The sequence below is a fragment of the Psychromonas ingrahamii 37 genome (assembly GCF_000015285.1).
Classification (GTDB): domain Bacteria; phylum Pseudomonadota; class Gammaproteobacteria; order Enterobacterales; family Psychromonadaceae; genus Psychromonas; species Psychromonas ingrahamii.
In genome coordinates this window covers 3936550-3950458 of the sequence record NC_008709.1, presented here as the reverse complement: position 1 = coordinate 3950458, position 13909 = coordinate 3936550, and the positions used below count along the sequence as shown (strand labels likewise).

General features: G+C 42.0%; 6 protein-coding genes, 1 tRNA gene and 3 rRNA genes. 7 read left to right on the top strand and 3 right to left on the bottom strand.

Annotated elements, in window-relative coordinates; translation table 11 throughout:
• Nucleotides 1–540: 540 nt before the first annotated feature.
• From PING_RS16465 to rrf, 4 genes are all read left to right on the top strand, one after another.
• Nucleotides 541–2087, top strand: a 16S ribosomal RNA gene (locus PING_RS16465).
• A gap of 138 nt (nt 2088–2225) precedes the next feature.
• A tRNA-Glu gene (locus PING_RS16460) sits at nt 2226–2301 on the top strand.
• Nucleotides 2302–2849: 548 nt separating this feature from the next.
• Nucleotides 2850–5741 (top strand): 23S ribosomal RNA (locus PING_RS16455).
• Between the two features lie 304 nt (nt 5742–6045).
• Nucleotides 6046–6161 (top strand): 5S ribosomal RNA (rrf, locus tag PING_RS16450).
• Together the 16S, 23S and 5S rRNA genes with 1 tRNA gene alongside form the textbook arrangement of a ribosomal RNA operon.
• Nucleotides 6162–6443: 282 nt before the next feature.
• Here the strand turns inward: rrf and PING_RS20195 are convergent.
• The 3 genes from PING_RS20195 to rhlB all read right to left on the bottom strand — a co-directional run bounded on the left by PING_RS20195 (nt 6444) and on the right by rhlB (nt 10299).
• Nucleotides 6444–7476 (bottom strand): IS630 family transposase gene (locus PING_RS20195; protein WP_232279378.1). Its coding sequence is split into 2 segments (ribosomal slippage): nt 6444–7014 and nt 7013–7476, totalling 1035 coding nucleotides; the frame shifts between segments, so codons are not numbered across the junction.
• Nucleotides 7477–8114: 638 nt separating this feature from the next.
• Nucleotides 8115–9041, bottom strand: a complete 927-nt coding sequence (locus tag PING_RS16435) for a Ppx/GppA phosphatase family protein (RefSeq protein WP_011771434.1) — start codon at nt 9039–9041, stop codon at nt 8115–8117.
• A gap of 1 nt (nt 9042) precedes the next feature.
• Nucleotides 9043–10299: an ATP-dependent RNA helicase RhlB gene (gene rhlB / locus PING_RS16430; protein WP_011771433.1), complete on the bottom strand. Its 1257-nt coding sequence runs from the start codon at nt 10297–10299 to the stop codon at nt 9043–9045.
• Nucleotides 10300–10532: 233 nt separating this feature from the next.
• Between rhlB and trxA the strand changes: the two genes are divergently transcribed.
• From trxA to ubiD, 3 genes are all read left to right on the top strand, one after another.
• Nucleotides 10533–10859: a thioredoxin TrxA gene (trxA, locus tag PING_RS16425; RefSeq protein WP_011771432.1), complete on the top strand. Its 327-nt coding sequence runs from the start codon at nt 10533–10535 to the stop codon at nt 10857–10859.
• 176 nt (nt 10860–11035) lie between these two features.
• A complete protein-coding gene (rho, locus tag PING_RS16420; protein WP_011771431.1) occupies nt 11036–12304 on the top strand; it encodes a transcription termination factor Rho in 1269 nt (422 codons plus the stop codon).
• Between the two features lie 78 nt (nt 12305–12382).
• A complete protein-coding gene (gene ubiD, locus PING_RS16415) occupies nt 12383–13852 on the top strand; it encodes a 4-hydroxy-3-polyprenylbenzoate decarboxylase (RefSeq protein ID WP_011771430.1) in 1470 nt (489 codons plus the stop codon).
• The last annotated feature ends 57 nt before the right edge of the window (nt 13853–13909 follow it).

The following is a 13909-nucleotide window of genomic DNA, read 5'->3' as shown; positions in this document are numbered from 1 at the left end:
GCACTCTTTAGCTGATAAATGAGCACATTGATTGTTAAATAATCGTTCGCACATTTTATTGAAATAATCGTCAATAAAGCCCTTGCCAATGTACTTTAAATCCCTATAATGCGCCCCACGGAAACGGGAAAGACGCAAGTCAATCCGGTTACTTAGAACGAAAGAGGTTAAGTTTTTAATAACGTATCACGTTGATTGAAAATATTAAAAATAACCATTGACATCGTTTGCAGGTAGCGTAATATGCGCACCTCGCCGAAAGGCACGCTCTTTAACAATTTAATCAAACAATCTGTGTGGACACTTATTGTTGATGTGATTTCAAAAAAATCAAAGTCCTTTCTTGTAAAGGCAGTAACTTTTTACTTCGTAAATAGATTGCTCATCAATAAAAGTGACACACGAATAAATTTATTTATTCAGAATAATAAGTTATTCATTATTTTTATACTGAAGCTTTTATACTTAGGTATTGAAATGAAGAGTAATTAGTTTTAGTCAGTTATATTGAGTCGCAGCGCAAGCTGCAAATTAAACTTTAAATTGAAGAGTTTGATCATGGCTCAGATTGAACGCTGGCGGCAGGCTTAACACATGCAAGTCGAACGGTAACAGAGAATAGCTTGCTATTTTGCTGACGAGTGGCGGACGGGTGAGTAATGCTTGGGAATTTGCCTTGTTGCGGGGGACAACAGTTGGAAACGACTGCTAATACCGCATAATGTCTCCGGACCAAAGGTGGCCTCTATTTATATGCTATCGCGACAAGATGAGCCCAAGTGGGATTAGCTAGTTGGTAAGGTAATGGCTTACCAAGGCGTCGATCCCTAGCTGGTCTTAGAGGATGACCAGCCACACTGGAACTGAGACACGGTCCAGACTCCTACGGGAGGCAGCAGTGGGGAATATTGCACAATGGAGGAAACTCTGATGCAGCCATGCCGCGTGTGTGAAGAAGGCTTTCGGGTTGTAAAGCACTTTCAGCGAGGAGGAAAGGGTATTGGTTAATATCCAATATCTGTGACGTTACTCGCAGAAGAAGCACCGGCTAACTCCGTGCCAGCAGCCGCGGTAATACGGAGGGTGCGAGCGTTAATCGGAATTACTGGGCGTAAAGCGCGCGTAGGCGGTTAATTAAGTCAGATGTGAAAGCCCAGGGCTCAACCTTGGAACTGCATTTGAAACTGGTTAACTAGAGTTTTGTAGAGGGTGGTAGAATTTCAGGTGTAGCGGTGAAATGCGTAGAGATCTGAAGGAATACCAGTGGCGAAGGCGGCCACCTGGACAAAGACTGACGCTGAGGCGCGAAGGCGTGGGGAGCAAACGGGATTAGATACCCCGGTAGTCCACGCAGTAAACGATGTCTATTAGAAGTTTGTGGCTATATGCCGTGGGTTTCAAAGCTAACGCATTAAATAGACCGCCTGGGGAGTACGGCCGCAAGGTTAAAACTCAAATGAATTGACGGGGGCCCGCACAAGCGGTGGAGCATGTGGTTTAATTCGATGCAACGCGAAGAACCTTACCATCCCTTGACATCCAGAGAATCTGTTAGAGATAGTAGAGTGCCTTCGGGAACTCTGAGACAGGTGCTGCATGGCTGTCGTCAGCTCGTGTTGTGAAATGTTGGGTTAAGTCCCGCAACGAGCGCAACCCTTATCCTTAGTTGCCAGCACGTAATGGTGGGAACTCTAGGGAGACTGCCGGTGATAAACCGGAGGAAGGTGGGGACGACGTCAAGTCATCATGGCCCTTACGGGATGGGCTACACACGTGCTACAATGGCAAATACAAAGGGTTGCTAGCCTGCGAAGGTATGCGAATCTCATAAAGTTTGTCGTAGTCCGGATCGGAGTCTGCAACTCGACTCCGTGAAGTTGGAATCGCTAGTAATCGTGGATCAGAATGCCACGGTGAATACGTTCCCGGGCCTTGTACACACCGCCCGTCACACCATGGGAGTGGGCTGCACCAGAAGTCATTAGCTTAACCCTTCGGGGATGGCGATGACCACGGTGTGGTTCATGACTGGGGTGAAGTCGTAACAAGGTAGCCCTAGGGGAACCTGGGGCTGGATCACCTCCTTACGTAAAGAGACACACATTAAGTATTTGCGTAGCAAAAACTTAACCCGCTAGTAGATTTGCGTAGCAAATGTACGTTAGGGACAATGAGTGTTCACACAGATTGTTTGATTAGAATGATAAAGCGCAAGTAGTTTCTATGTCCCCATCGTCTAGAGGCCTAGGACACCGCCCTTTCACGGCGGTAACAGGGGTTCAAATCCCCTTGGGGATACCACTTTTTATTTAAATAAATAAAATTGATATTTGCTCCGCAAATTCATTTTCTGTATTTAAGGAAATTGAACCTGCTTATAATGACGCACTTATTAACTGTTCTTTATAAAGAATAATTAATAAGTGTTTTTTTAACACTGCTCTTTAACAATTAGGAAAGCTGATAAAAGTTCTTTTTATCACACAATAACAATAGCACTCAGGTGTTGATTGGTGTGATAAATTAAACGAAAAGTTTGTATTTCACACAGTGAAATATAAACAGTTCTCGTTTATTAAAACTTCGGTTTTAGTAAATGAATCAAGCAAAAATAAATGTTGTTCAAACTGATACTTTGGATAATGTACGTATCTACGAATTAATCGTTAAAAATTAATTCTAGGTGCACGAAAAACGAATGTTGTTTTTTGTATTGTAAAATATGAGAAATCGCAAGCGTCTTGGAAACTCAAATAAATGCAAAATCTAGATTTTGTTATCTTATGTGTTTTTTGAATATTATTAACATTCATAAAAACGCTTAAAGTGACACCTTTTAGGTGTTGTATGGTTAAGTGAATAAGCGTGCACGGTGGATGCCTAGGCAATTAGAGGCGATGAAGGACGTGGTAATCTGCGATAAGTCCAGGGGAGTTGATAACAAGCGTTATATCCTGGAATTTCCGAATGGGGCAACCCGGCACTTAGTGTCATCGTTAAGTGAATACATAGCTTAACGAAGCGAACGAGGGGAACTGAAACATCTAAGTACCCTTAGGAAAAGAAATCAACCGAGATTCCGATAGTAGCGGCGAGCGAAATTGGAACAGCCCTTAAGCTGTTTAAAAGTTAGTGGAAGGCTCTGGAAAGTGCCGCGATACAGGGTGATAGCCCCGTACACAAAAACTTCTTTACAGTGAAAGCGAGTAGGTCGGGACACGAGAAATCCTGACTGAATATGGGGGGACCATCCTCCAAGGCTAAATACTCCTAATTGACCGATAGTGAACCAGTACCGTGAGGGAAAGGCGAAAAGAACCCCTGTGAGGGGAGTGAAATAGAACCTGAAACCGTGTACGTACAAGCAGTAGGAGCGGACATTGTGTTCCGTGACTGCGTACCTTTTGTATAATGGGTCAACGACTTAATTTCAGTAGCAAGGTTAACCAAATAGGGGAGCCGTAGGGAAACCGAGTCTTAACTGGGCGAATAGTTGCTGGGATTAGACCCGAAACTTGGTGATCTAGCCATGAGCAGGTTGAAGGTTGAGTAACATCAACTGGAGGACCGAACCCACTAATGTTGAAAAATTAGGGGATGACTTGTGGCTGGGGGTGAAAGGCCAATCAAACCAAGAGATAGCTGGTTCTCCTCGAAAGCTATTTAGGTAGCGCCTCGTGTATCACTGTTGGGGGTAGAGCACTGTTTGGGCTAGGGGGTCATCCCGACTTACCAACCCCATGCAAACTCCGAATACCAACAAGTGCAATCACGGGAGACACACGGCGGGTGCTAACGTCCGTCGTGGAAAGGGAAACAACCCAGACCGCCAGCTAAGGTCCCTAAGTATATGTTAAGTGGGAAACGATGTGGAAAGGCTCAGACAGCTAGGAAGTTGGCTTAGAAGCAGCCATCTTTTAAAGAAAGCGTAATAGCTCACTAGTCGAGTCGGTCTGCGCGGAAGATTTAACGGGGCTAAACATATCACCGAAGCTGCGGATGCTTATTTATAGGCATGGTAGAGGAGCGTTCTGTAAGCCGTCGAAGGGAAAGGTGTAAACCATCCTGGAGGTATCAGAAGTGCGAATGTTGACATGAGTAACGATAAGGGAGGTGAAAAACCTCCCCGCCGGAAGACCAAGGGTTCCTGTCCAACGTTAATCGGGGCAGGGTGAGTCGACCCCTAAGGCGAGGCCGAAAGGCGTAGTCGATGGGAAACGGGTTAATATTCCCGTACCCTTTATTATTGCGATGGGAGGACGGAGAAGGCTAGGTGGGCCTGGCGATGGTTGTCCAGGTTCAAGTGCGTAGGCGGGAGACTTAGGTAAATCCGGGTTTCTTTTAACGCTGAGACACGATGTCGAGTCACCAAGGTGATGAAGTCATTGATGCCATGCTTCCAGGAAAAGTCTCTAAGCTTCAGATAATAGAGGATCGTACCCCAAACCGACACAGGTGGTCAGGTAGAGAATACTAAGGCGCTTGAGAGAACTCGGGTGAAGGAACTAGGCAAAATGGTACCGTAACTTCGGGAGAAGGTACGCCTCCGACGGTGACGAGACTTGCTCTCTGAGCTGTTGGAGGCCGAAGATACCAGATGGCTGCAACTGTTTATTAAAAACACAGCACTCTGCTAAATCGTAAGATGACGTATAGGGTGTGACGCCTGCCCGGTGCCGGAAGGTTAATTGATGAGGTTAGACTCAGGTCGAAGCTTTTGATCGAAGCCCCGGTAAACGGCGGCCGTAACTATAACGGTCCTAAGGTAGCGAAATTCCTTGTCGGGTAAGTTCCGACCTGCACGAATGGCGTAATGATGGCCATGCTGTCTCCACCCGAGACTCAGTGAAGTTGAAATCGCAGTGAAGATGCTGCGTCCCCGCGGCTAGACGGAAAGACCCCGTGAACCTTTACTACAGCTTAGCAGTGAACTTAGAGCCTACATGTGTAGGATAGGTGGGAGGCTTTGAAGCGTTGTCGCTAGATGACGTGGAGCCAACCTTGAAATACCACCCTTGTATGTTTTGAGTTCTAACCATGGCCCCTGAATCGGGGTTTGGGACACTGTTTGGTGGGTAGTTTGACTGGGGCGGTCTCCTCCTAAAGAGTAACGGAGGAGTACGAAGGTTGGCTAATCACGGTCGGACATCGTGAGGTTAGTACAATGGTATAAGCCAGCTTAACTGCGAGACAGACACGTCGAGCAGGTACGAAAGTAGGTCATAGTGATCCGGTGGTTCTGAATGGAAGGGCCATCGCTCAACGGATAAAAGGTACTCCGGGGATAACAGGCTGATACCGCCCAAGAGTTCATATCGACGGCGGTGTTTGGCACCTCGATGTCGGCTCATCACATCCTGGGGCTGAAGTCGGTCCCAAGGGTATGGCTGTTCGCCATTTAAAGTGGTACGCGAGCTGGGTTTAGAACGTCGTGAGACAGTTCGGTCCCTATCTGCCGTGGGCGTTTGAGAATTGAGAGGAGCTGCTCCTAGTACGAGAGGACCGGAGTGGACGAACCGCTGGTGTTCGGGTTGTATCGCCAGATGCATTGCCCGGTAGCTACGTTCGGAATCGATAACCGCTGAAAGCATCTAAGCGGGAAGCGAGCCTCGAGATGAGTTCTCACTGGAGCTTTAAGCTCCCTAAAGGGCCGTTGGAGACTACAACGTTGATAGGCAAGGTGTGTAAGTGCAGTAATGTATTGAGCTAACTTGTACTAATTACCCGTGAGGCTTAACCATACAACACCTAAGACGTGTTGAGTTGCAGTAGACGAGTGGGTCAGTGAATGTTATTAACATTCCCTTTGATTAAGCTAAGAGTTGAAACAACAGTATCCAAGACAAAAAAAAAATATGCTTGCGAAACATATTTTACAAATATTTACGATTGCTTGATAAAAAAAACAATAAAACCAGCTTTTCTAATTAAATTTTAAAAAGACTTTAGATTGTTGCCCTACGGAAGATTAACAAAAAGACGTTAATCTCCTACCGGCCAAAACAATTTAAAGCTAAAAAAAGCCTAAGCTTTAAAAAGTTTTTGCTTGGCGACCATAGCATTGTGGTACCACCTGATCCCATTCCGAACTCAGCAGTGAAACGCAATTGCGCCGATGGTAGTGTGGGGTCTCCCCATGTGAGAGTAGGTCATCGCCAAGCGCCTAATAACGATAAATCCCAGTCCTTCGAAAGAAGGGCTGGGATTTTTTCGTTTAAGCGCTTGGGCGATGACTACTCGAACATGGGAAATAAAGAGCAGCCACGGAGTGGCATTCAAGCCATGTGACAGTAGGGCGAATTTGGCGCCAGCCAAGGTTTATGAGCGGACGAACTCTGCGAGTCCTGTTCCATCGCCAAGCGCCTAATTAAACCAACCCAGTAAGTCTTTGCTTACTGGGTTTTTTAATTCTATCGATTGATGACTTATACCAATCCGCTTATTTAACTGATCAATGACATCCAATCCCTCGTACACATTTTTATCACTCTTTTGCTGTCACTTACAAAATCATTCCAAGCATCACAGACAGTTTCAACTATTGAATCATAACCACTGAAACATCTGTTTGCTAAGTGATGTTGTCGAAGCCAACTCCATACCTGTTCAATCGGATTTAGTTCGGGTGAATAGGGTGGCAGCTTTATGATTGTTAAATTCTTGAAGTCAGCGTCAATATCATCGCTATGCCAACCAGCACCATCCATGATGATAACGGCATGTCTATCAATTGGGGTTCTATCTGATATTTGTTGAAGATGCGTCATCATAATGTCTTTGTTTACATAAGGTACGACTAGTGCTTCTGAAGCGCCATTGGTAATACAGACAGATCCAAATAAATAGGCGTATTCGAATTGCTGTTGTTTTACTGCTCTTGGACGGCTACCTTTTTCAGCCCATAATTTGGTTGTTGTATTTTGCTGGCCAAATCGTGCTTCATCTTGTAGCCATATATCCACACGATCTAATGCAATATGACCAGGGATCTTAAAGATCGTTTTGAATTGGAATTTTTTTAAAATCCTCTTGCGCTTCAATTGATTGCTTAGGGTGCTTAGAACGGGATGTTATCCAAGAAAAACCTAACTTATGCAGTAACTTATAAACACTTGATAAATGGTAATGCACTGCAAAATTTTCTTCTATATAAAGTTGTATGTCTGAGCCATTTAATCGTCCACCAAGCTCACTTTTAGATGACTCAGTTACATAATGAATGAGTTGCTTATGTTGCTCGTTCGATAATCGAAAAGGCCTGCCAGTTGTTTTTTTATCGATTAAGCCATCCATTCCAAATTGGTGATACTGAGAGATCCATTTATTTATACTGGTTCGGCTGACCTTTAAAAATTTAGCGATAGCAGTGCGTGAATTACCTTCTTGGAAGTGTGCAAGTGCTAAAAAACGGAGCCTCATTCGAACGCTTTGATGCGTTTTAGCTAATGCAGTAAAGTCATGTTTTTTTGTAGTCATCAATAGCGTTTCATTATTTAATAATTGGAATACTATTAGATCACATAATTAGTAGAATTGGTATTATGAGCGGACTAAGCTCTGCGAACCCTGTTCCATCGCCAGACATCGGCAATCGGAGCGTTCCTTACTATGCAGTTGTTGTCATGGATAGTACTATTTTACACTCCAATAAGATGGTGCTTAAATTTGATAATTTAGCCATTATGCATTTTTATTTTTATTATTCACCAGCGCTAAATCCAATTGAACAAGTGTGGGCACGCATGATTTAGCCAATTTTTATTTAAAAATTATGAACATATAGTTGAGTTGGTTAGTCGAGGATGGAATAACGTTAGGGATCAGGTAGAACAGCTAAAAACATTCAGCTAAAAGAAATGGTAAACCTGATCGTTTAATTATTTTTTTTGGTATCAATTGGTGATGGCCGTTACCCTGCTTAGGGTAAATAGTGCGCGCTTTTATCTGACGATCATATATATGAGAGTCGAGCTTATCAGTTCCAATATATTGTGGTTTGATAGGAAAAATTGACTCTCTACAAGCATTGCATAAATGCAAAATTATTTTTCTGTAGTAAGTCTTTCCCGGAGCAGCTCATTGTTTAAAATTTGATGATGTTATTGAGAGTATTATTATATGGATAGAGTAGTTTCAGTGTGGCTTGAGAATAAAATACTAATTAACCCTTCACGTAAGGCACCTTTTGAGCATTGTACAGCTGGAATAGCTAATATTTCAAATAGTGCGATGAGTATTGAAAGTCCACTCGCAAAGACTAGTTTTCTGGATAATTTTAAGCCATCAATATGTAAATTTTCAATTGTTCCACATCTTATGCACAATGCTCTGATCTGATATAAAAGTTGTAAGTTGATTTCAGGGCTTAGTTTCTGTTTTTCGTTTATTTCTTGAACCGCTTGGATGGTGCCTGAAGCGCCCATCGTTAGTGACCAGCCTTGCTGTAAATATTGTTGTGCCTCTGGCTGTATCACTTTTTTTGCCTGTTCAATGGCATTTTTGAAATTTTCCTGATTGAGCTGATTATCGGGAAAATATCTTTTTAACCAAGTGACGCAGCCCATATCTAAGCTGTGAGCAATTTTTACTGTCGTACCCTCGCCTATTATTAATTCGGTGCTTGCGCCTCCTATATCAATAACCAGCAGAGGGAACAAAATATTTTCAGTAAATGCAACGCCCTTATAGATTATCCGCGCTTCTTGCAGGCCAGATATTAAATTAATGGGTCGCTGCAATATTTCTTCTGCTTGCTTTATAAATACTTCTTTATTGTTGGCCAGGCGTAATGCTGCCGTGGCGGTAATAAGGACTTTAACAGGCTGTAAAATACGCAGTTCATTTTTGAAGTTGGTTAAACAATCTAAGCCTTTCTGTATGGTTTCTTGATTGATGTTATATTGTTCATCTAAGCCTGCAGCAAGGCGCACTTTCTGTTTTGATTTAGAATAAACACTAAAACCATTATTGATCCTTTCAACAGTTAGCATATGAAAGCTATTTGATCCAAGGTCAATGATGGTATAGCGGTTGTTGGTCATTCTATCGCTTATGAGTACGGTGATAATTATCTTTACGGCTATTCGGATGTGCTTTGTACTTTGTTACCTTCATTACGGGTAAAGAGTCGAGCATCGCATTTTTATCATATTCACTGCAAGGAATAGGATGTTTAATATATTCCTCAATTGCCGGAAGGTTAAAGACATACTTTTCACAGGCAAAACTAATGGCCAAACCTTTTTCACCCGCACGTCCGGTACGACCAATTCGATGCACATAATCTTCACAATCATCGGGCAGATCGAAATTAAAAACATGTGATACTTTAGGAATATGTAAACCACGAGCTGCCACATCAGTTGCAACTAATATATCAATTTCACCGTCAGTGAACTGCTGTAATATTTTTAAGCGTTTATTTTGAGGCACATCGCCAGTTAATAAGCCTGTTCGTAAGCCATCTCCCGCTAAATAACCCCATACTTTTTCACAGGTATGTTTGGTATTGGCAAAAACAATCGCTTTGTCAGGCCAATCTTCTTCTATTAGGCTTAATAAAAGTAATATTTTATCTTGATTAGAAGGATAAAAAAGTTCTTCAGTTATATTCACAGATGTCATTACTTCTGGTTCAATCTGGATACTTTCTGGATCATTCATATGCTCAAAAGCAAGTTCTTGAACTTTATGAGACAGGGTGGCTGAAAACAACATGTTTAGACGTGATTTCGCTTCTGGCATGCGTCTAAACAGATAACGGATATCTTTAATAAAGCCAAGATCAAACATGCGATCCGCTTCATCAAGGACAACACTTTGTATAGAACCCATATCGATAACACCCTGTTTAACAAAGTCAATCGTACGGCCCGTGGTACCAATTAAAATATCAACGCCTTTTTCCAGCTTAGTACGTTGAATTTCAACTTTCTCGCCCCCATATGCTAAACCTAAACGTAAGTTTGACATGCTGGCAAGAACCATGGCATCTTTGTGTATTTGGATTGCAAGCTCACGTGTCGGCGCTAAAATGATAGCCCGAGGTTGATTCTTGCGGCGATTTTCAGGTTGTGCATTGGTTAATAGGTGATGAAATACCGCAGGTAAAAACGCTAGGGTTTTACCTGTTCCTGTTTGAGCTTGTCCTGCTATATCTTTCCCTGTAAGGGTGATTGGCAATGACAAAGCCTGAATAGGAGTACAATATTCATAACCTTGCGACGTTAAACCTGAAATTAGACTTTTCTCTAAAGGAAGGTCTGCAAATTTTGTTTGAGTTAGATGTGTTTTATTCATTTGCAAATGATAGCATTTTATACATACAATAAGTATTGAGTTCGATTCAAATATTAAAAATTAATTTAGATAAGAGTAATTAATTATTAGTAATTCTTTTCTGGCATTGGAAAGTGATAGCATTTTATACATACAATAAGTATTGTGTTCAATTCACATGTCAAAAATCAAAAATCAAAAATTAATTTACATAATAGTAATTAATTATTAGTAATACCTTTCTGGAGATAAAAATGAGCGAAAATATCGTAACGTTAAGTGATGCAAGTTTTGAAGATGATGTAGTTAATGCCGAAGGTCCTGTTTTAGTTGATTTTTGGGCTGAATGGTGTGGACCTTGTAAAATGATCGCTCCTATTCTTCAGGAAGTTGCGGCTGAATACGCAGGTAAAGTCACTATTGGTAAATTAAATATAGACGAAAACAGTGCGACCCCGCCTAAATTTGGTATTCGTGGCATTCCAACGCTGTTGTTATTTAAAGACGGTAAAGTTGCTGCAACGAAAGTTGGGGCGCTTTCCAAAACCCAACTTGTAGAATTTTTGGATGCAAATATCTAAAAGATTCAATACAGATTGGACAAGTTGTGATCTGCAGCGTGTTCAATCTGGACTAACGCAAAATTTAGTGCTACCCTTGTGCTCAAAATACAAACAAACAAACAAACAAAAATAAAAATCAATTCCTGACATCACTCATTTATCACTCACTTCAAAGCTGCATACCTAAAAAACTTATGAATTTAACTGAATTAAAAGATACACCGGTTTCTAACCTTGTTACGCTTGGGGAATCGATGGGGCTAGAAAATCTAGCTCGTTTAAGAAAACAAGACATTATATTCGCAATTCTTAAGGCTCACGCCAAAAGTGGGGAAGACATTTTTGGCGCAGGTGTGCTTGAAATATTGCAAGATGGCTTTGGTTTTTTACGAAGCTCCGAAAGTTCATATCTCGCTGGCCCTGATGATATTTATATCTCGCCAAGCCAAATTCGTCGTTTTAATCTTCGAACAGGTGATAGTGTTGATGGTAAGATCCGTCCGCCTAAAGATGGTGAGCGTTATTTTGCATTACTGAAAATTATTGAAGTTAACTTCAATAAACCAGAAAACTCTCGTAATAAAATTCTTTTTGAAAACTTAACCCCCATTCACCCCGATGAGCGTTTTCGTTTAGAAAATGGTAATGGTAGTACAGAAGATATTACGGCACGTATTTTGGATTTAGTCTCGCCAATTGGTAAAGGGCAGCGTGGTTTGATCGTTGCACCGCCGAAAGCGGGTAAAACAATGTTGCTGCAAAATATTGCTCAAAGTCTCAGTATTAATTACCCGGAAGCCGTCTTAATTGTATTATTAATTGATGAGCGTCCGGAAGAAGTAACTGAAATGAGCCGTTTGGTGAGAGGCGAAGTGGTTGCATCAACTTTTGATGAGCCGGCAAGTCGTCACGTGCAAGTGGCAGAAATGGTCATTGAAAAAGCGAAACGTCTGGTTGAGCATAAAAAAGATGTTGTTATTCTGCTTGATTCGATTACACGTTTGGCACGTGCTTATAATACGGTTGTGCCAAGTTCAGGTAAAGTACTAACAGGTGGTGTTGATGCAAACGCTTTACAACGCCCTAAGCGCTTCTTTGGTGCAGCTCGTAATGTTGAAGAGGGTGGCAGCTTAACTATCCTAGCAACGGCTCTTATCGATACGGGCTCTAAAATGGATGAAGTTATTTATGAAGAGTTTAAAGGTACTGGTAACTCTGAAATTCATCTAAACCGTAAACTGGCTGAAAAACGGGTTTATCCTGCTATTGATATCACGCGCTCAGGTACAAGGCGTGAAGAACTGCTTACCAAATCAGATGAACTACAAAGAATGTGGATTTTGCGTAAAATTGTTCATCCAATGGGCGAAACGGGCGCAACCGAGTTCTTGATTGATAAGCTTGGTCTAAGCAAAAATAATGATGACTTCTTTGACGCAATGAAAAACCAAAAAGCAAAATAATTAGCTTTATTGTGGAAAAAACGCTACTGAAAAGTAGCGTTTTTTTTTGTTTTTTTTCCATTATAAATTGGATCCCTTATGAAATTTGATGATTTACGTGACTTTATCGGGCAGCTCGAGGAGCGGGGACTTTTAAAACGTATCAAACAAGAGATAGATCCTCACTTAGAAATGACGGAAATCTCAGATCGTACTTTACGTGCAGGTGGGCCCGCTCTTTTATTTGAGAATCCAAAAGGTTTTGATACGCCCGTTCTGACTAACTTATTTGGTACAACTCAGCGTGTGGCATTGGCGATGGGTCAGGATGACGTTGCAGCTTTAAAAGAGGTCGGCAAGTGGTTGGCTTATTTAAAAGAGCCTGAGCCACCCAAAGGCATTAAATCATTATGGGAAAAACTGCCAATATTTAAGCAAGTATTAAATATGCCGACCAAAAAAGTGCGCTCACCGGCTTGCCAGCAGGTAATTATGGAAGGTGATGACGTTGATTTAACCAAACTGCCTATTATGACTTGTTGGCCGGGAGATGTTGCTCCTTTGATTACCTGGGGTTTAACCATTACTAAAGGTCCCTATAAAAAGCGTCAAAATTTAGGAATTTATCGCCAGCAGTTGTTAGGGAAAAATAAGATAATAATGCGCTGGTTATCGCATCGCGGCGGGGCGCTTGACTTTCGAGAGTGGCAAGAAGTTAATCCGGGTAAACCTTTTCCTGTTTCGGTGGCCTTGGGTGCTGATCCGGCCACTATTTTAGGGGCGGTAACCCCGATCCCTGATACTTTGTCAGAATATGCCTTTGCGGGTTTATTACGTGGCTCGCGCACTAAAGTAGCAAAAAGCATAAGTAATGATCTTGATATTCCAGCTACTGCCGAAATAATATTAGAAGGTTATCTGCAGCCTGGAGAGGAAGCACCAGAGGGCCCTTACGGTGACCATACGGGTTATTATAATGAAGTTGACGATTTTCAAGTAATGACAGTGACCCATGTAACGCATCGCGAAAATCCTATTTACCTCAGCACTTATACTGGACGTCCGCCCGATGAACCTTCAATTTTAGGTGTCGCGCTTAATGAAATCTTTGTCCCTATTTTACAAAAGCAGTTTCCCGAAATTGTCGATTTTTATCTGCCACCGGAGGGCTGTTCATACCGTATGGCGGTTGTTTCCATTAAAAAAAGTTATCCGGGTCATGCCAAGCGAGTGATGTTCGGCATTTGGTCTTTCCTACGTCAATTTATGTACACCAAGTTTATTATTGTTTGTGATGATGATGTCAATGTGCGTGACTGGAATGATGTGATTTGGGCGATTACAACCCGTATGGATCCATCTCGAGATACCACTTTGGTCGATAATACACCTATTGACTACTTGGACTTTGCTTCTCCCGTTTCAGGCTTAGGCTCAAAAATGGGCATGGATGCGACCAATAAATGGGCTGGAGAGTCGGATCGGGAATGGGGGACACCTATTTTAATGGATAAAAAAGTAAAAGAAAAAATAGATGATCTTTGGCAAGACTTAGATATCCTGTCATAATCTTAATGTTATTTTTTTGTTACATTCCTGTTTTTCTGGGACCTATTCTAAGAAGAG

What these genes read in the sequence shown, in the direction of transcription:
- PING_RS16435 (WP_011771434.1), bottom strand. Translation starts at nt 9,041, where the DNA reads ATGACCAACAACCGCTATACCATCATTGACCTTGGATCAAATAGCTTT.
- rho (WP_011771431.1), top strand. Translation starts at nt 11,036, where the DNA reads ATGAATTTAACTGAATTAAAAGATACACCGGTTTCTAACCTTGTTACG.
- ubiD (WP_011771430.1), top strand. Translation starts at nt 12,383, where the DNA reads ATGAAATTTGATGATTTACGTGACTTTATCGGGCAGCTCGAGGAGCGG.
- trxA (WP_011771432.1), top strand. Translation starts at nt 10,533, where the DNA reads ATGAGCGAAAATATCGTAACGTTAAGTGATGCAAGTTTTGAAGATGAT.
- rhlB (WP_011771433.1), bottom strand. Translation starts at nt 10,299, where the DNA reads ATGAATAAAACACATCTAACTCAAACAAAATTTGCAGACCTTCCTTTA.